At 70.1% G+C, this 17306-nt stretch carries 18 protein-coding genes; 10 read left to right on the forward strand and 8 right to left on the reverse strand.

What is annotated here, in order from left to right; all coding sequences use genetic code 11:
• Positions 1–102: 102 nt before the first annotated feature.
• Entirely contained in the window at positions 103–864 is a 762-nt protein-coding gene (locus ACIBO2_RS05345; RefSeq protein WP_397295512.1) for an SDR family NAD(P)-dependent oxidoreductase, read from the forward strand.
• Positions 865–1077: 213 nt separating this feature from the next.
• Positions 1078–1869, forward strand: a complete 792-nt coding sequence (locus tag ACIBO2_RS05350) for an alpha/beta fold hydrolase (RefSeq protein ID WP_358537237.1) — start codon at positions 1078–1080, stop codon at positions 1867–1869.
• A 141-nt stretch (positions 1870–2010) separates the two neighbouring features.
• On the opposite strand, the gene ACIBO2_RS05355 is transcribed toward ACIBO2_RS05350, so the two are convergent.
• From ACIBO2_RS05355 to mce, 3 genes are all read right to left on the reverse strand, one after another.
• Entirely contained in the window at positions 2011–3096 is a 1086-nt protein-coding gene (locus tag ACIBO2_RS05355) for an AI-2E family transporter (protein WP_358537239.1), read from the reverse strand.
• Between the two features lie 131 nt (positions 3097–3227).
• The gene (locus ACIBO2_RS05360; protein ID WP_358537241.1) at positions 3228–4520 is read right to left on the reverse strand and encodes a DivIVA domain-containing protein; all 1293 of its coding nucleotides are present in this window, start codon (positions 4518–4520) and stop codon (positions 3228–3230) included.
• 166 nt (positions 4521–4686) lie between these two features.
• Entirely contained in the window at positions 4687–5136 is a 450-nt protein-coding gene (mce, locus tag ACIBO2_RS05365; RefSeq protein ID WP_358537244.1) for a methylmalonyl-CoA epimerase, read from the reverse strand.
• An 84-nt stretch (positions 5137–5220) separates the two neighbouring features.
• Between mce and ACIBO2_RS05370 the strand changes: the two genes are divergently transcribed.
• On the forward strand, positions 5221–6405 hold the full coding sequence (locus ACIBO2_RS05370; protein WP_358537246.1) for an acetyl-CoA C-acetyltransferase: 1185 nt from the start codon (positions 5221–5223) through the stop codon (positions 6403–6405).
• 108 nt (positions 6406–6513) lie between these two features.
• Here the strand turns inward: ACIBO2_RS05370 and ACIBO2_RS05375 are convergent, their stop codons facing one another.
• The 3 genes from ACIBO2_RS05375 to ACIBO2_RS05385 all read right to left on the reverse strand — a co-directional run bounded on the left by ACIBO2_RS05375 (position 6514) and on the right by ACIBO2_RS05385 (position 8878).
• On the reverse strand, positions 6514–6666 hold the full coding sequence (locus ACIBO2_RS05375) for a hypothetical protein (protein WP_357646632.1): 153 nt from the start codon (positions 6664–6666) through the stop codon (positions 6514–6516).
• Positions 6667–6817: 151 nt separating this feature from the next.
• The gene (locus tag ACIBO2_RS05380) at positions 6818–7489 is read right to left on the reverse strand and encodes a DUF4230 domain-containing protein (protein WP_358537249.1); all 672 of its coding nucleotides are present in this window, start codon (positions 7487–7489) and stop codon (positions 6818–6820) included.
• 27 nt (positions 7490–7516) lie between these two features.
• On the reverse strand, positions 7517–8878 hold the full coding sequence (locus tag ACIBO2_RS05385; RefSeq protein WP_358537251.1) for a hypothetical protein: 1362 nt from the start codon (positions 8876–8878) through the stop codon (positions 7517–7519).
• A 232-nt stretch (positions 8879–9110) separates the two neighbouring features.
• Here ACIBO2_RS05385 and ACIBO2_RS05390 point away from each other — a divergent pair, with 232 nt between their 5' ends.
• The 4 genes from ACIBO2_RS05390 to ACIBO2_RS05405 are packed head-to-tail and all read left to right on the forward strand — an operon-like array spanning position 9111 to position 12689.
• Positions 9111–9662 (forward strand): MarR family transcriptional regulator, encoded by a 552-nt coding sequence (locus ACIBO2_RS05390; protein WP_358537253.1) that lies wholly within the window; start codon positions 9111–9113, stop codon positions 9660–9662.
• On the forward strand, positions 9646–10584 hold the full coding sequence (locus ACIBO2_RS05395) for a tetratricopeptide repeat protein (RefSeq protein ID WP_397295519.1): 939 nt from the start codon (positions 9646–9648) through the stop codon (positions 10582–10584). Before ACIBO2_RS05390 ends, ACIBO2_RS05395 begins: the two co-directional genes overlap by 17 nt.
• A 9-nt stretch (positions 10585–10593) precedes the next feature.
• On the forward strand, positions 10594–11223 hold the full coding sequence (locus tag ACIBO2_RS05400) for a cytidylate kinase-like family protein (RefSeq protein ID WP_358537258.1): 630 nt from the start codon (positions 10594–10596) through the stop codon (positions 11221–11223).
• 56 nt (positions 11224–11279) lie between these two features.
• Complete coding sequence (locus tag ACIBO2_RS05405) at positions 11280–12689, forward strand: NAD-dependent malic enzyme (protein WP_357942727.1); 1410 nt, start codon at positions 11280–11282, stop codon at positions 12687–12689.
• 334 nt (positions 12690–13023) lie between these two features.
• On the opposite strand, the gene ACIBO2_RS05410 is transcribed toward ACIBO2_RS05405, so the two are convergent.
• Complete coding sequence (locus tag ACIBO2_RS05410; RefSeq protein WP_397295522.1) at positions 13024–14430, reverse strand: MFS transporter; 1407 nt, start codon at positions 14428–14430, stop codon at positions 13024–13026.
• A 66-nt stretch (positions 14431–14496) separates the two neighbouring features.
• On the opposite strand from ACIBO2_RS05410, the gene ACIBO2_RS05415 reads away from it, so the two are divergent.
• The 3 genes from ACIBO2_RS05415 (at position 14497) to ACIBO2_RS05425 (ending at position 16537) form a co-directional block, all read left to right on the forward strand.
• The gene (locus ACIBO2_RS05415; protein WP_358537262.1) at positions 14497–15108 is read left to right on the forward strand and encodes a TetR/AcrR family transcriptional regulator; all 612 of its coding nucleotides are present in this window, start codon (positions 14497–14499) and stop codon (positions 15106–15108) included.
• A 225-nt stretch (positions 15109–15333) separates the two neighbouring features.
• Positions 15334–15789 (forward strand): transcriptional regulator, encoded by a 456-nt coding sequence (locus ACIBO2_RS05420; protein WP_358537264.1) that lies wholly within the window; start codon positions 15334–15336, stop codon positions 15787–15789.
• Between the two features lie 181 nt (positions 15790–15970).
• The gene (locus ACIBO2_RS05425; RefSeq protein ID WP_358537266.1) at positions 15971–16537 is read left to right on the forward strand and encodes a hypothetical protein; all 567 of its coding nucleotides are present in this window, start codon (positions 15971–15973) and stop codon (positions 16535–16537) included.
• A gap of 127 nt (positions 16538–16664) precedes the next feature.
• On the opposite strand, the gene ACIBO2_RS05430 is transcribed toward ACIBO2_RS05425, so the two are convergent.
• Positions 16665–17213, reverse strand: coding sequence for a hypothetical protein (locus ACIBO2_RS05430; protein WP_397295525.1), 549 nt, complete (start codon positions 17211–17213; stop codon positions 16665–16667).
• Positions 17214–17306: the final 93 nt, after the last annotated feature.

Below are 17306 nucleotides of genomic sequence, written 5' to 3' on the forward strand. Positions count from 1 at the left end.
CCGATGATGGACCGGCGCGGGGCTCTCGCAGCCCCGCGCCGGTGGCGTTCCCGGACCCTTGGCCCCTAGAATCTTGTTCGGTTCCGAGGCGAGGAGGCTCCCATGGGCGCGTTCGATCTCACCGGTAAGCAAGCCCTGGTCACCGGGGCGTCGAAGGGGATCGGGCGGGCCATCGCGCTGGCCTACGCCGAGGCGGGGGCCGACGTGGCGCTCGTGTCCCGCTCGGCCGACGCTCTGGCCGAGGTCGCCAAGGAGGTTGAGGCGCTGGGCCGGCGCGCCGTCGTCCTGCCCGCCGACCTCACCGACCGCGACGCGGCCGTGGGCGCCGTGGCGGGGGCGATCGACGGGCTCGGCCACCTCGACATCGTCGTCAACAACGCGGGCGGGTCGAATTTCCTGGTCGAGTTCAAGGATCTGCGCCTGTCCGGCTGGGACAAGATCATCCGGCTCAACCTCGACTCGGCCATGGCGGTCTGTCACGCGGTGGCACCCCACCTGCTGGGCCGGGGCACCGGCTCGGTCATCAACGTGGCGTCGGTGGCGGCGCTGGGCGCGCCGTTCCTCGCCTCCTATGCGGCGGCGAAGGCGGGCGTCGTGGCGCTGACCAAGACTCTGGCCGTGGAATGGGCGCGGGCCGGGGTGCGGGTCAACGCCCTGTGCCCGGGGTGGACGGCTACCGGCCTGAACCGGAACCTGTGGGAAGACGTGGCGGCGAACGAGGCGACGGTGTCCAGTGTCCCGATGCGTCGTTGGGGGACGGTGCAGGAAATGGCGCACCCGGCGGTTTTTCTGGCCAGTCCGGCTGCTGCCTATATGACGGGTCAGGTGCTGTTCATCGATGGGGGCGCCACGGCCATCGGATAGGGCAGGGATGGTCAAGAACGCGCACGTCACGGCGCGCAGCCGGGGAACCGGAGGAGCGTTTCCCTGGAGGGGGTCCGGCCGCGTATGGCGGGTGGGGCCGGCCACTGCCGGCCGTAAAAAAGACTGGTGATACAGAAAGCGGTCAGCACAGCGGCGAATATCGGCATAAGCCGTGCAGTGATTGTCGAGGCGAAGAGGTCTACCGTATCGTCCGTGCAGCTTTACACGAGATCAGCCGGTACGGGACTCCCGGTCGTACTGCTTCACGCCTTTCCGCTCTCGTCGGCCATGTGGCTGGCACAGCGCGAAGGATTGGCCAGGTCATGTCGTGTGATCACGCCTGACCTGCGCGGCTTCGGGGGGTCGCGCCTGGGGGAGGAAGAGCCGTCGGTCGAGGTCATGGCCGACGACGTCGCCAGGTTGCTCGACGCGGAGGGAATCGACCGGGCGGTCATCGGCGGCCTGTCCATGGGCGGCTACGTGACGATGGCGTTCTGCCGTCGCCATCCCGACCGGGTGCTGGGCGTGATACTCGCCGACACGAAGGCGAGCCCGGATCCCGAGCCCGCGCGTGCGAACAGGGAGCGTATCGCCCAGGCGGTCCTGGCCGACGGCAGCGCGGTGCTGGTGTCCGAGGTGCTGCCCGCGCTCATCGGGCCGACCACCAAGGAGCGCCGCGCCATGGTGTTCGGCCGGGTCAAGGGGCTCGTGCAGTCGGCTCCACCCGGTGCGGTGGCGTGGGCGCAGCGGGCCATGGCCCGGCGGCCCGACTCCTTCGACACGCTGGCCGCGCTCAAGGTGCCGCTGCTGGTCGTGGTGGGGGAGGAGGACGAGCTGGCGACCGTGGCCGACGCGGAGGCGATGGCGCGGGCCGTACCCGACGGGCGGCTGGAGATCATCCCGAAGGCCGGGCACCTGACGGCGGTCGAGCAGCCGGAGGCGTTCAACGCGGCCGTGGCGAAGTTCCTCGACACCGAACTCGGCGGCGCCACCCGACCTCGCTGACGGCCGCACCGCGTCTGACGACCCGCACCGCGTCTGACGGCTCGTGCGGCGTCTGGCGGCTCTGTGCCGCATCCGTCGGGCTTCGTGCCGCGTCCGTCGGCTCGTGCCGTGCCTGTCGGCCCGCAGCGGGCCGACAGGCGGTCAGGCGCGGGCTTGGCGGGGGAGGACGAACTCGCGGATGATCAGCGCGATGGCGGCCGCGACCGGGATGGCCACCAGCGCGCCCACGATGCCGAGCAGCGCGCCGCCGAACAGCGCGGCGATCACCGTGACCGCCGGCGCCACGTCCACGGAGCGCTTCATGACGCGCGGGTAGATCAGGTAGTTCTCGACCTGCTGGTAGATCACGAAGAACACCGCGCACGCGATCCCCACGGGCAGCGACTGGAGCAGCCCGACCCCCGTCACCAGCACCGCTCCGATGGTGGCGCCGACGAGGGGGATCAGGTCCGTGAGCGCGACCACCAGCGCCAGCGCCAGCGCGTACTTCACGCCCACGATCGACAGGAAGATCCAGGTCAGCACGCCCGCGATGACCGAGATGAGGACGTTGCCGGCGACATAGCCGCCGATGCCGTCGAGAATCTGCTCGGTGATCTCACCGGTCCGCTCCCGCCGGGAGGCCGGGACCAGCTTGAGCATGTACGACTTGATGGTGTGCAGGGAGCCGAGGAAGTAGAGCATGAGCACCAGCAGCGTCACGGTGGTGAACACGCCGTCCAGCACCACCAGCCCAGCCCCCACGACCCCGCTGGCCAGCGAGGGTCCCAGCTCGCTGGTGACGAACGTGGCCAGCTTCGGCAGGATCTGGTAGTCGGCGTCGAGCTGCCGGAGCGTCGGATGGTTGCTGAGCTCGGTCACGTAGCCGGGCACGGCCGCGATGAACTCGGCCAGCTGCTTGCTCACCGGCGGCACCACGGCCAGCCCGAACAGCGCGAACGCCACGATCACCCCGGCGAACACGATCGAGATCGCCCCCCGCCTGGCCAGCCCGCGCCGTTGCAACGCCTCCACGGCCGGGTTCAGCCCGACCGCCAGGAACATCGCCACCACGATCAGGACGATCACGCTCAACGAGCTGACGACCATCTGCGCGATCGCGATCGCGGTCAGCACGCCCAGCCCGCCGATCAGCCCGAACGTGAACGGTCCCCGGGACAGCGGCAGCGCGTACGACGGCGCCTTGGCGACGTCCGCCACGGCAGGGGATTCGGCTTCTGCTGACACGGGGGTCTCCTGGGAATTGCGACAAACCACGACACATGCCGTTCGGAATAACAAAGAGAGCCTAGCGACCCCAAGGTCACCAGGCTCTCTTCAGCCGTCAGCCCACCCCCGTGTAGTCGGATATGTGACGGCTACTCCTGCCACCACTCCGCGTCGTCCTCGCCCTTGGACTCCGCCTTGGCGGGGGCCGGTGCGGGCTTGTCGCCGGCCGGTGCGGGGGCCGCTGCCGCGATCGCCGGCTTCGGCGGAGCCGCCGTGACGGCGGGCTCGGGCTCCATGCCCGGCAGAGCGGCGCCACCGAGCAGCTGACGCAGCTGCGCCAGGTGGCTGGTGATGCTGTCGCGCTGGCGGGTGAGCTCGTCGACCTGGCGCTGCATCGCGGTGCGCGTGCGCTCGGCGTCGTTCTTCGCCTCGGTCACTATCGTGTCGGCGCTGGACTTGGCCTCGGCGACGATCGTCTCGGAGCTCTTGCGGGCGTTGGCGACCAGCTGCTTGGCGTGCAGGTCGGCCTCGCGCCTGGTCTGGTCGGCCTGCTGGGTGGCCTTCGTGGCCCGCGACTCGGCCGTGGCCGCGCGCTGCTCGGCCTCGGCGACCAGCTTCTGCGTGTTGGCCTGCGCGGTGGCGTGGCGCTCGGCCTCCTGGCGCTCGGCCTCCTCACGCCGCGACGCGAGCTGGATCTCGAACTCCGCCTCGTCCTGCGCCCGCTTGGCCTCGGACTCCTCCAGCACCCGCTGAGCCTGCGCCCGCATCTCGTCGGCCTGCCGCTTCGCGGTGGTCAGCACCTCGTCGCGCTCGCGCTTGGTCGAGGCCCGCAGCTGCGCCACTTCGCGCTCGGTCGTCGTGCGCAGCTTGGCGATCTCGCGCTCGGCGTCGGCGCGCTTCTCCGCCACCTCGTGGTCGGCGGTGGCCCGCAGTTTGGCGACCTCGCGCTCGGTGGTGTTGGTCAGCTCGTCGGCCAGGCGGCGAGCGGTCGAGCGGGTCTCCTCCGCGTCGCGCTCGGCGCTGGTGCGCATCTCGTCGCTCTCACGCGTCGCCTGCGCCCGCTTGTCGGCGGCCTCGGCCTCGGCGGCGGCCCGTACGTCGGCGGCCTCGACCTTGGCGGCGGCCTTGATCTCGTTGGCCTCGGACCGCGCGGCCTGGACGAGCTCGGTGGCCTGCTCTTCGGCCAGGCGCAGCAGCTGCTCGATGCGGGCGCCGAGACCTGAGTAGGTCGGACGCTCCTGCTCCTGCAACTGGCGCTGGGAGTCGGATAGATCGCGCTGCAGGGACGTCACCTGCTCGCGGGACTGGCGAAGCTCGCCGTCGAGCTGCTTCAGATGATCGTGGACCTGGTGGCGGTCATAACCACGCAGCACGACGTCGAACTCGCGTGCTGGGGCATCCTCGAAGAAATTGTTGAGCTGGGCGTCGATGTCGGACTGCATGGAGGCTCGATCCTGGGTTGTCGAGACGGCTACACGGGCCGGACGGGGGGTTCGGGACAGCCGAGCCAGGAGCCTGTGCCTCGCGGCAGGCGCCTTGTCCGGTGGAAAGCCAGCGTACTCCGCCAGTGCCGCCTGAGAAGCCCCGTCCGACTATCTGCGTGACTAGTTACATACGAGCGGTTTTGGGGTTTGCTGGGGACTCGGTGGCCTGTACGAGCTCAGTGAGCATTCCTCCCACGTCCTTGGGGTGCACAAACGCGATCTCCGACCCCATCGAGCCGTGTCGCGGGCGCTCATCGAGCAGCCGCACACCCTTGCCCGCCAACCGATCCATCGCCTCGGCCACGTCCGGCACGCCGAACGCCACGTGATGCACCCCCTCGCCCCGTCTCGCCAGGAACTTTCCCACCGGCGTGTCGGGGGCCAACGGCTCCAGCAACTGAATGTAGGAGCTCCCGCCCTCGCCGTCGGCGATGTGGAGCATGGCCTCCCGGACCCCCTGCTCCTCATTCACCTCGCGCGCCACGACGGTCAGCTCGAACGTGTCCGAGAATAGCGCGATCTTGGCGTCAAGGTCGTGACAGGCGATACCGATGTGGTCGATCCGCATGAACATGTGTGGCCTGCCTCCATAGCGAGCGTGCACCTACTCGTGGGTATGGTGTCAAAGAACCCCTCACGTGCACAGGAGGCCGTCGCCATGTCTGGGTCCGTCATCGTAGCCGGAGCTCGTACGCCGATCGGCAGACTGCTGGGCGCTCTGTCCGGGCTGCCCGCCGTGGAGCTCGGGGGCATCGCCATCAAGGCCGCCCTGGAGCGCGCCGGCGTGTCGCCGGAGGACGTCGAATACGTGATCATGGGCCAGGTGCTCCAGGCGGGCGCCGGGCAGATCCCCTCCCGCCAGGCCGCGGTCAAAGCGGGCATCCCCATGACCGTCCCTTCGCTCACCATCAACAAGGTCTGCCTGTCGGGGCTCGACGCCATCGCCCTGGCCGACCAGCTCATCCGCGCGGGCGAGTTCGACATCGTGGTGGCGGGCGGCATGGAGTCCATGACGAACGCGCCGCACCTGCTGCCGGGCATGCGCAAGGGCGTCAAGTACGGCGGCGCCGAAGTGCTCGACTCGATGGCGCATGACGGGCTGTTCTGCGCGTTCGACCAGTGCGCGATGGGCGAGTCCACCGAGCGCTACAACGCCCGCCTCGGCATCGGCCGCGAGGAGCAGGACGCGCTCTCCGCCCGCTCCCACCAGCTGGCCGCCGCGGCCACCAAGAACGGCGTCTTCGAGGACGAGATCGTGCCGGTGGAGCTTCCGCAGCGGCGCGGCGAGCCGGTGGTCGTCAAGGAGGACGAGGGCATCCGCGGCGACACCACCGTGGACACGCTGGCCGGGCTGCGGCCGGCGTTCGCCGCCGACGGCACGATCACCGCCGGTTCGGCCTCGCAGATCTCCGACGGCGCCTGCGCCGTGGTCGTGATGTCCAAGGCCAAGGCCGAGGAGCTGGGGCTGCCCTGGCTGGCGGAGATCGGCAGGCACGGCAACGTCGCGGGGCCCGACACCTCGCTGCAGTCGCAGCCCGCCAACGCCATCAAGCAGGCCCTGGCCAAGCAGGGCCTGAGCGTCGGCGACCTCGACCTGGTGGAGATCAACGAGGCGTTCGCCAGCGTGGTGCTCCAGTCGGCCAAGGAGCTGGGCGTGTCCCTCGACCGGGTCAACGTCAACGGCGGCGGCATCGCGCTCGGCCACCCGATCGGCGCCTCGGGCGCGCGCATCGTGCTCACGCTGGCCCATGAGCTCAAGCGCCGGGGTGGCGGCCTGGGCGCGGCCGGGCTGTGCGGCGGTGGCGGTCAGGGCGACGCGCTCATCATCCGCGTACCCGCGTAACTCTATGCACAGACGGAAGGGGTGAGAGCTCGGCTCTCACCCCTTCGGCCTACGGAGGTAGGTAGGCCCGGCCGCGAGGGAGGTTGCGGCCGGGCTTTTTGGCGGTGGTCATGAGGAGAGGAACTTGGCGAACACCGAGCGGTGACGACGCTCGGCCTTCTGTCCCTTCAGTGCCTCGCGTACCCGGCGGTGCTCGGCCGCGGCCTCGCGCAGCTCGTCCGCGTGGTTCTTCATGACGACGTATTCGAGTTCGGCGTTCATCCGAATGCTCCCGGTTTCTTTCGGTCCTCTTCCCTGGCACTTTCTAGGTTGCTCCTAAGGCCCCTGCCGCCACATCGGGCGGATGCCCTATCTGTGGTCGTAGGCCGACATGAGGAGATACCTAGGGCGCCGGTCGGAGGACCTAAGGCACTTAGGGCTGGTCGGCGAACTTCACCGTCACCTTGGCGAACCCGAGCGACTTGAGCATCCCTTCGAGCATGGCCTTGGTGTTGGTGTCGGCGCGGGCCCGCAGGTCGCTGGACGCCGCGGCTTCGGCGATCTTGGTCTCGGCCAGGACGTACAGCTCCCGCTGGTCATTCGGAGACGACGACAGGAAGCCCTGTACGCGGTCCAGCAGCCCGCGCTGCTGCGCGAAGACGTAGGAACGCCGGTTGTCGAGGTTCGGCTTCTCCAGTTGCGCGCGGGGCAGGCGGATCGTGGCCTCCTTACGGTCCTTGGAGACCGTCACGCCGTTGGCCGCCATGCCGGAGAAGTCGACATAGGCGTCCACGTTGCCCGCTCCCACGAACAGCGTCCGGCTGCCCTTGATGGCGTCGGGCAGGAAGCGGGCGTCCTTCTCCAGGTCGACCACGACCTGGAAGTTGCCGGTCGCCGCCTCGAACCGGCTCAGGTCCTTGATGGACTGCAGGAGCACCGGCTGGCTGCGGTCGATGGTCTGCTCGCCGAACGGATTGAGCCAGGACCAGGCCAGGCGGCCGCCGACCACGAGCAGAACCACCACGACCAGGAACCCGGCCAGATATCGCCACCGGCGGCGCCGCTGCGGGGTGACCGCAGGGGGCGCCGTTTGGGAAGTCGTCATGCCGGTTGACTACCCGACGATCGATCATCATTGCCAGCTTTTAGGTGACATCTCCGATCCCCAGTCGGCAGAGCGCTCTTCGTCGCTGGGATTCGGATAGACCGGATAGACCTGTGGCGAGCCCGTCGAGGCCGCCACCGGAGCCGCCGCGGCACCCGCCGGGCCGCCGCCGAAGTGCGTACTCGACAGCTTGCACGCCTGGAAGTCGCTGAAGAACATGCGCAGCCACTCACGCCGCTGATGCTCGCTCAGCCCGGAGAACCAGGCCGCCGCGTACTGGTGCTCCGGCAGTGGCCCGCCCGGCAGCGGCTCACCGCGCAGCCAGGCCACCACGATCTCGCGGTAGCCGCCGGCGGGCGTGTCGGGGCACTTGGCGGCCAGCGACTCGACGTACTCGTACACGGCCTCGTCGGCGAAGCCCGCCGACAGGTCGGGCACGTGGATCTGCGCGAGCCCGGCGGACGGCTGCAGTGGCTCTTCCAGCGGCCGTTGTTCGACCCGGGTGAACCCGGCGGGCGTGCCCGCCAGCCGCGAGGCGATCTTGGTGAAGGCCGCGCCCAGCTCGGTCAGGCCCGCGCGCATGCCCGGATGCAGGCAGACCGTGATCGGCCAGTCCTGGCAGCTGTAGGCGATCCCCTGGGCGGCGGCGGGCTTGGTCGCGCCCAGCAGCCGGGCCACCCCCGTGCCCGCGGCGAGCACGGCCAGCAGGGCGCACGCCAGCACCAGGGCCTGCCTGGTCACCACCGCCGCCCAGCCGAGCAGCAGCGCCGCCGTGATGCCCAGCAGCCAGACCGTCTGGTCGAGGAACGCCGTGCCGCCGAGCCCCTGGAACAGGTCGTACGGCTCGCCCGTGCCGGGCGCCAGCTTGTCGGCCCAGCCCCGGCCGCCGGCCAGCCAGGTGAACAGCCCGTAGCAGGCCAGCCCGGCCAGTGGCGGCGTGTAGGCCCTGGGCAGCAGCCAGCCCGTGATCCACCCGATCACCGAGTAGAGGGCCAGCCCGGCCATGCCCACGCCGAGCCCGGCCAGGCTCAGCCGCCCCGACTGCTCGGTGAGCACCGTCTTGATGGCCAGCACCAGCACGGTCGCGCTGAACGAGCCCAGCACCACCACGACGATCGCCAGCGGGGCCTTCAGCGCCCGCCAGGTCGTCAGTGAGCGGCCGCGCAGCGCCCTGCGCTTGCGCATCGCCACCCACGCGGCGAAGGCGGCGGCCACGGGCCCGGTCAGCCGGAGCGAACCGATGACCGCGGCCACGATATTTTCCCACGCGTCTACACCAGGAATCAGGACGCTCCACGCCGCGATCAAGCCGAGCGCAAGGAGCACGGCAACCGTGACGGCCGCGCTCTGCTTCAACTCCTCACGTGTAACGCCCGCGTGCTCACGCACCCGTTTTTCCATTGAAGATCACCAAGCACCCCCCGTGCCCCGTGTCGGCGCGGCGGAAGCGATTCAGTTCGGGCCGGTCCCCACGGCGAGTGAACTTGGCTTCCGCGTCACCATCGATGCGAGAACCATAACGGAGCGTGATGATTGACGTCCGGATTCTTGGTCAAGCCGTGAGTCCGATCGCTCTCCGTAACCATACTAATCAGGACGAGCGGCGCGCTACGGTAGCGCTGTGTCGCAGCCCAAGCCGCTCAATCTGCCGTTCGATCCCATCGACCGCGCCGCGGAGACCTGGCGCGCTCACTTCGGGGCCTCCTCCGCCATGGCCGCCGTCACCTCGATCATGAGAGCCCACCAGATCCTGCTGTCGCAACTCGACTCGCTCCTCAAGCCGTACGGGCTGACCTTCGCCAGGTACGAGGCCCTGGTGCTGCTGACCTTCAGCAAGGCCGGCGCCCTTCCGCTGTGGAAGATCGGCGAGCGGCTCATGGTGCATCCGACGAGTGTGACCAACACCATCGACCGGCTGGAGAAGTCGGGATTCGTCTGCCGGATGCCCAATCCGCAGGACGGCCGCGGGGTGCTCGCCGAGATCACCGACGCCGGACGTGATGTCGTGCAACGGGCCACGGCCGATCTGATGGCGGCGGACTTCGGTCTGACCATGTACGGCGAGGACGAGCTGCGGCAGCTCTTTGACCGGTTGCGCACGCTGAGGGTGGCGGCGGGTGACTTCTCCGCCGCGTCCATGCGGCAAGATGAGGAGCATGGCGGACTTCTCTAGGCCTGGGTCGCTCTACGGAGCCGTTGATCTGGGCGCGCGTAAGCAGGCACTCGAGGCACAGTCCCGGCGGGAGGCCGGGGGTCCCCAGGCGGCCGCGCCGGGTTCGATCATCGACGTGACCGAGGAGACGTTCACTACCGAGGTCATCGACCGCTCGATGAGCGTGCCGGTCGTCCTCGACCTGTGGTCGCCACGTGCTCCCGGCAGCGCCCAGCTCAGTCCGGTGCTGGAGAAAGTGGTCGGCGACATGGGCGGCCGGGCGATCCTGGCCAAGGTCAACGTCGATGGCAGCCCGCAGATCGCGCAGGCGCTGCGGGTGCAGGCGGTGCCGACCGTGCTGGCCATCTTCCAGGGGCAGGCCGTCACCGGCTTCCAGCAGGTGCTGCCCGAGCAGGAGGTGCGCCGCTGGCTCGACGAGCTGATGGGCGCCGTCGAGCAGTTCTACCAGGCCAACCCCGACGCCCGCCCGGCAGACGTGGGAGAGCAGCAGGACGAGTCGGCCGGCCCGCCCGCCGACCCCGACGTGCTGGCCGCCGAGGAGGCCGTCGACAAGGGCGACCTCGACGCCGCCGAGGCGGCCTACCAGCGGCTGCTGGCCCGTTCGCCGGGCAACGAGGACGCGAAGATGGGGCTGGCGGGGGTCGGCCTGATCAAGCGGACCGCCGACGTCGACCCGGCCGACGTGCAGCGTCGCCTGCAGGACCCGGCCGACATCGACGCCCAGCTGCTCGCCGCCGACCTGGAGATGCTGTCGGGCGCGATCGACGAGGCGTTCGACCGGATCATCGGCGTGGTCAAGCGCACCTCGGGCGACGACCGGGACAAGGCCCGGCGCCACCTGCTCGGCCTGTTCGACGCGCTACCCGCCGAAGACCCTTCTTTGGCCAAGGCACGTAGAGCTTTGTCCAGCGCGTTGTTCTAACCTGGACATATGCGGGTCGTCACGATCTCGGCGACATATGGCACGGCCGGTAGCCACATAGGTCCGGCCGTGGCCGAACGCCTGGGTGTGCCCTTCGTCGACCGGGCCATTCCCAGCGCCGTCGCCGAGGAGCTCGGCTGCACGCTGGAGGAGGCGCTGGCCCACGACGACCGGGCCGAACACGGCCTCGGCCGGCTGCTCTCCGGCGCGATGCGGCTGCCGACGGTCACCTTCGGCGGCGTCGACATGTACGTCCCCGGCGCGATGCCGATCGCTCAGGAGGAGTTCGTCCGCCGTACCGAACGCCTGCTCGTGGACACTGCGCGGGACCGGGGCGGTGTCTTCCTGGGCAGGGCGGGGGCCCTGGTGCTGGCCGACCATCCCGGCGCGCTGCACGTCAGGCTCGACGCTCCGCTCAAACGCCGGGTGCGGCAGACCGCCACGCTGGGCGGGCTCAGCGAGCGCGAGGCGCGCAAGATCGTCGAGGACAACGACCGCGCGCGCACGGCGTACGTGCGCCACTTCTACCGGGCGGATCCGTCTGATTCGTCCCTGTATCACCTGGTTATCGATAGTACGAGCATTCCTGTAGCGACCTGCGTAGATTTGATCGCGACGGCGGCCGAGGCACTCGACTGACCGAACCCGCCCTACCATGGGATAACTTCTTGGTCAGTCCCGAAGGAGCAATTGACGTGGCGACCGTCCCTAGTGTCTCGTACTCGATCACCGTGCGGCTTGAGGTGCCCGCAGGCGGCAAGGCCGTCAGCCAGCTCACCCACGCCGTGGAGTCGGCGGGTGGTGTGGTCACCGCGCTCGACGTCACCAACGCGGGTCACGAGAAGCTGCGCATCGACGTCACCTGCGCGGCCAGGGACACCGACCACGCGCAGGAGATCGTCGACCAGCTCGAATCCGTCGACGGCGTGGTCATCCACAAGGTCTCCGACCGCACCTTCCTCATGCACCTCGGCGGCAAGATCGAGATGGTGTCGAAGGTCCCGCTGCGCAACCGCGACGAGCTGTCCATGGCCTACACCCCCGGTGTGGCGCGTGTGTCGATGGCCATCGCGCGCAACAAGGAGGACGCGCGGCGCCTGACCATCAAGCGCAACACGGTCGCCGTCGTCACCGACGGCTCCGCCGTGCTCGGCCTGGGCAACATCGGCCCGGAGGCGGCGCTGCCGGTCATGGAGGGCAAGGCGGCCCTGTTCAAACGTTTCGCCGGCATCGACGCCTGGCCGATCTGCCTCGACACGCAGGACGTCGACGAGATCGTCCGTACGGTCCAGGTCATCGCGCCGGGCTTCGGCGGCATCAACCTCGAGGACATCGGCGCGCCGCGCTGCTTCGAGGTCGAGCGGCGGCTGCGCGAACTGCTCGACATCCCGGTCTTCCACGACGACCAGCACGGCACCGCCATCTGCGTGCTGGCCGCGCTCACCAACGCGCTGCGCGTGGTGGGCAAGCCCATCGAGGGTGTCAAGATCGCCATGGCGGGCGCGGGCGCGGCGGGCAACGCGGTGCTGCGCCTGCTGCTCGCGGCGGGCGCGCGCAACGTCATTGTCTGCGACTACCTCGGCGCCGTGCACAAGGGCCGCGACGACCTCGACGAGTCGCTCCACTGGATCGCCGACCACACCAACGCCGAGGGCTACTCGGGCGACCTGCGCGGGGCGGTCAAGGGCGCCGACGTGTTCATCGGGGTGTCCGCGCCGGGCATCCTGACCGGCGACGACATCGCCACGATGGCCGACGGCGCGGTGGTGTTCGCCCTGGCCAATCCGGAGCCCGAGGTGTCGCCCGACGACGCCCGCGAGCACGCGGCCGTGGTGGCGACCGGCCGCTCCGACTATCCCAACCAGATCAACAACGTGCTGGCGTTCCCGGGCGTGTTCCGCGGCCTGCTCGACGCCCAGGCGACCGAGGTGAGCCAGGAGATGCTGCTGGCGGCGGCGCACGCGCTGGCGGCCGTGGTGTCTCCGGAGGAGCTCGGGCCCAACTACATCGTGCCCAGCGTGTTCCACCCGGACGTGGCGACGGCCGTGGCCGCCGCCGTCCGCGACTCGGCGGGGGGCCGTGCGAGAGGCTTTACAGAAGCCTGATTGCTTTTTAGAAGCAGACAATCGCCTCTTTTTACGGCACAGCCGCTCCCACCGCCACCCGCCGACCGTGCTTGAGGGCCTCCAGGAAGACGGCCGCTGACCGGTGGGTGGCGGGGCGCCGTTACGGCGCCTTCTGGGCCGGTGGCGACTCTTTCGTGACCGGCGGGATGATGCGGTAGTCCGACCGGGGGGCGCGGGTGGGCGTCGGCCCGAAGGGCTCGGGTGGGCGTCGGCCGTGGCTATCGCCCGCAGGGTCGGTAACTGGTGCTGGGCGCCCGCCTCGTCGGAGACGTTCAGCGGTCGGCTGGCTGCGTTCTTGTGTGGCGAGGGGCGGTCATGAAGCGTCGATCGAGGGCGCGGCCGCCCGGGGGTCTTCCCTTCTGAGTGCGGTGTGGGCTGCCATGGCCAGGACCAGGGCCGCGTTGATCAGGACCGCGGTCGTTACTCCTTGCAGGATCGTGCCCATGGCGGCCGTCGCTATCGCGCTCATGATCGGGATGCCCATCGTGATGCCGATCTGCTGCGTCATGGTGGCCAGGCCCGTCGCCAGGCCCTGTTCGGAGGCGGGCAGGCCAGAGGTGGCGGTCACCATGAAGGCGACGATCGCCAGCATGTTGCCGACGCCGCCGACGAAGGTGGCCACCAGGAGCAGCCAGATCCAGCCTGCCTCCGGGCCGAGCAGGGCCAACGCCGCCGTCGCCGCGGCCTGCACCGCGAAGCCGGTCGCCAGTGTCCTGCGGTTGCCGAGGCGGGACAGCACGCGCGGGGCCGCGAGCCCGCCGAGAACCGTGCCGAGCCCGAGCACCCCGAACGCCAGTCCCGTGGCCAGGGGCGAGTAGCCGAGGACCTTCTGCAGGTAGAGGGTCATGAGGAAGACCAGTGAGGTTTCCGTGGCGAACGCGACCAACCCCGCGAGGTTGCCCCACTTCACGCTGGCCCTGGCCAGGATCGTCACCGGCACCAGCGGTGCCTGCGCCCGCCGTTCGACGAACCAGAAGGCGACCAGCAGCCCCGCCCCAGCCAGCAGCCCGCCGATCCCGGCCGGGTCGGCGAAGCCGTGTTCGCCCGCGCGGGTGAGCCCGTACACCAGGGCCAGCAGGCCCGTGGTCACCGTCACCGCGCCCGGCAGGTCCATCTTGGGCCGGTCCGCGGGGCGGCTCTCGGCGGGCAGGGCCGGGGCGGCGGCCAGGACGGCGAGCGCGACCGGGACGTTCACGAAGAACGCCCACCGCCAGCTCAGCAGGTCGGTCAGCAGCCCGCCCAGGATCGCGCCGGAGGTGAAACCGGCCGACATGAGCGCCCCGTTCAGCCCCAGCGCCCGCGCCCGCAGCGGCCCCTCGGGGAACGAGGTGGTCAGCAGCGCCAGGGCGGCCGGGGTGACGGCGGCGGTGGCCAGCCCCTGGGCCACCCTGGCGACCAGGAGCATGCCGTGTGAGGTGGCCAGCCCGCCGGCCAGCGAGGAGAGCCCGAGCAGCGCCATCCCGCCCAGGAACAACCGGCGTCGCCCGAACAGGTCCGCGATCCGGCCGAACAGCAACGTGAACCCGGCCGCCGCGAGCGCGAACGCGGTCGCCACCCACTGCAGGTCGGCCAGCTCGAACCCGAGTCCGGCGCCGATCACCGGCAGGGCGACGTTCAGGATGGAGAAGTCGACGGCGAGCATGAACTGGGAGCCGAGCAACAGCACCAGGACCAGCCGCTGCCGCCCCGTCATCCGGACGGCTTGCAAGGCCACGGACATGTCATCCCCCTAATGGGTCTCTAGTTCCGTTAAGATGGGATGACGCTAGCACGCTAAGGAGGCTTAATGGAACAGGATTCCCGTTTGGCTGGAACGGTGCGTCCCGGTGGCCGCACGGCCCGGGTCCGGGCGGCGGTCCTGGAAGCCACCCAGGATGAGCTGGTGCTCCACGGCTTCCACGGCCTCAGCATGGACGCGGTGGCCGCCCGGGCAGGCGTCGGGAAGACCACGGTCTACCGCCGCTGGGCCGGTACGGCGGGCTTGGTGGCCGACCTCATGACGGAGCTGGCCGACCAGTCCGCCGCGCACGCGGACACCGGCACGATCGAGGAGGACCTGCGCGCCAACGCCCTGAGCGTCCTGACCGCCATCACGGACGAACGCCTGGGCGCCACGCTGCAGGCCGTCATCGCGGCGGCCACCTGCGACAAGGAGGCGGCGGCCGCCCTGAGCACCTTCTACGAGCGCCGGATCGCGGAGTGGGGCAAATCGATCGACCTGGCGATCCAGCGCGGCGAACTCCCGGAGGGTACCGACGGCCACGAGGTCATCAGGGCGATCTCGGCCCCTCTCTACTATCGCCTGCTGGTCACCAAGGAGCCGGTGGACAAGGCGACGGCCGAGCGGGCGGCGACGCGCGCTCTTGTCGCGGCCCGCAACGGGGCCTTCATTGGGTGACGGCCTTGCCGGTCGCGTCGCCGTACGGGATCAGGCGCGAGCTGTGGAAGGCGCCCGGCTGCAGGATCGTCCATTCCATCCCGGCCTCCGACGACGCGCCGCCCGGTCCTGCCGGTGGCGCCCAGGACCAGAAATCATGCGACGGGTAAACACCGGCTTGCCGTTGCCAGTTGTTTCAGTCTAGTCTGAAATAACTGGCAAAAAGGTGAACGTTAGGATGACCGCATGAGTACGCAGGACGGCCCCGACCGCGAGCAGGTGCTCGAATGGGTCGAGCGGGTGGCCGGGTTCGTCTCCGCGGAATGGGGCCTCGCCCCGATCACCGGCCGCGTCCTGGGCTGGCTCATGGCGTGCGATCCGCCGGCGCAGACCGCGGGCGAGATCGCCGACGCCATCGGCGCGAGCCGCGCGTCGCTCACGACGAACATGCAGCTCCTGACGTCCATCAAACTCATCCGCAGGTTCCGCAGGCCAGGGGAGCGGACCGTCTACTACCAGATCGAGGACGACGCCTGGTCCAAGGTCATCCGGCGGAAGCTCGCCGCGTTCACCGCGTTCGACGAGGTGGCCGCCGAAGGGCTGCGGCTCGGCTGGACCGACGAGGCGCAGACCAGGCGCATCGAGTCGGCCAGGACCGCCATCGCCGACCTCGCCAAGGTGCTCGACCAGGCCTCCGGCTAAAACCCTGCGCGGACGCGGCGGGCCCCACGCGGGCCACGCCGCCGTCTCGCGTGGGCCATGGGCTGGCGGCCGCGGCCACGCTCTTCGCCGGCCTCAGCGGCGTCGCGCCCCGCCTCGCCGACCAGCCCGGCTGGGTCCTCGACGTCTTCTTGAAGCGGTACGGGGCCCGTCGGGGGATCCGGTGGACGCGTACCTGTGGATCATCGTGCTCCTGCTGGCGTACACGGTCGCGCTCTACCCGGTGCTCGCCACGCTCCGGCTGCACCACGAGGAGGCCTCCGGCCACGCCGAGGCCCTGCTGTCGACCGCGGTGAGCCGGCTGCGCTGGGCGGCGGCGCACCTAGCCGTGGCAGCGCTCGGCACGCTGGCGCTCGGCGGATTCGTCACGGGGCTGATCTATTCGCTGGTCATGGTCGACCCGGCGGTGGGCCGGATGCTGCTCGCCGCGCTCGAACACGTGCCGGCCGCCTGGCTCGTGGGGGCGTTCGCCGCCTTCGCCGTGGGGGTGCTGCCGCGGGCGTCGGTGGCGCTGTCGTGGAGGGTCTGGGCCGTGGTGATCGTGGTGGGTGATCTGGGGGGACCGCTGATCGGGCTGTGGGGCTGGAGCCGCGTCGAGCCCTTCCACTACACGCCGAACACGGTGTCGGGCGAGCCGTACACCGTGGCGCCCCTGACGTTGATCCTCTCGCTGACCGCGCTGCTCACCGCCACCGCCCTGATCCGCCTCCGCGATCGCGACCTGGGTTGAACTGCTTGATTTCCGATTTCCACTAGGTCGTACGGGAACGGGTCGTACGGGCTCGGGTTCTGCGGGCTCGGGTTCTGCGGGCTCGGGTCGTGCGGGCTTGGGTCGTGCGGGCTTGGGTCGTGCGGGATCAGAAGGACCCGCGTGGCCAGATGGAGCTGTACCACCAGAAGGCCGCGCCGGTGAGGAGCAGTCCACCCGCGGTGGCCAGTTTGGCGAGCAGGTCGGTCGGCGGGCCGGTGCGGGGGAGGTGGCCGCTCGTGCGGGGGAGATGACGGCTCGTGCGGGGGAGGTGGCGACCCTGGCGTCCGGAGCAGGTGTTGCGTACCCGCGTCGAGTCGATCAGCGTGTCGGGGTGGTCGGCGGTGACCGAGAACGCCTCGATCTTCATGCTGTGGCCCCGGCGGACGTGGACGTTCCGGGTCACCGACTCGCGGGCGGGGATGGATCCGGTGGCGACACTGGCCGAGTCGGCCTTGAGGTCGAAGCGGGCCGGCTGGCGGCTCTGGTTGCGCAAGGTGACCAGCGCCTGCCCGCTCCCGCAGTCGGTCCGCCCGGCGGACATCGTGAAACGGTCGCCGGGATCGGACGATCTCGCCCAGGCCCCCACCGTCGCGGGGAGGAGCAGCCACGCGCCGAGCGGCAGGAGGGCGAGCGTGCGACGGTCCGCGATGCGCATTAGCTCCTCCCGAGCCCGCAGGATAGCGATCTTTGGTACCTATAGTGCCCGTATGACTACAGAAAGTAACATGCAGGTGGTGGGGGAGCGAGA

The sequence above is a fragment of the Nonomuraea sp. NPDC050022 genome, assembly GCF_044460705.1.
Classification (GTDB): Bacteria; Actinomycetota; Actinomycetes; order Streptosporangiales; family Streptosporangiaceae; genus Nonomuraea.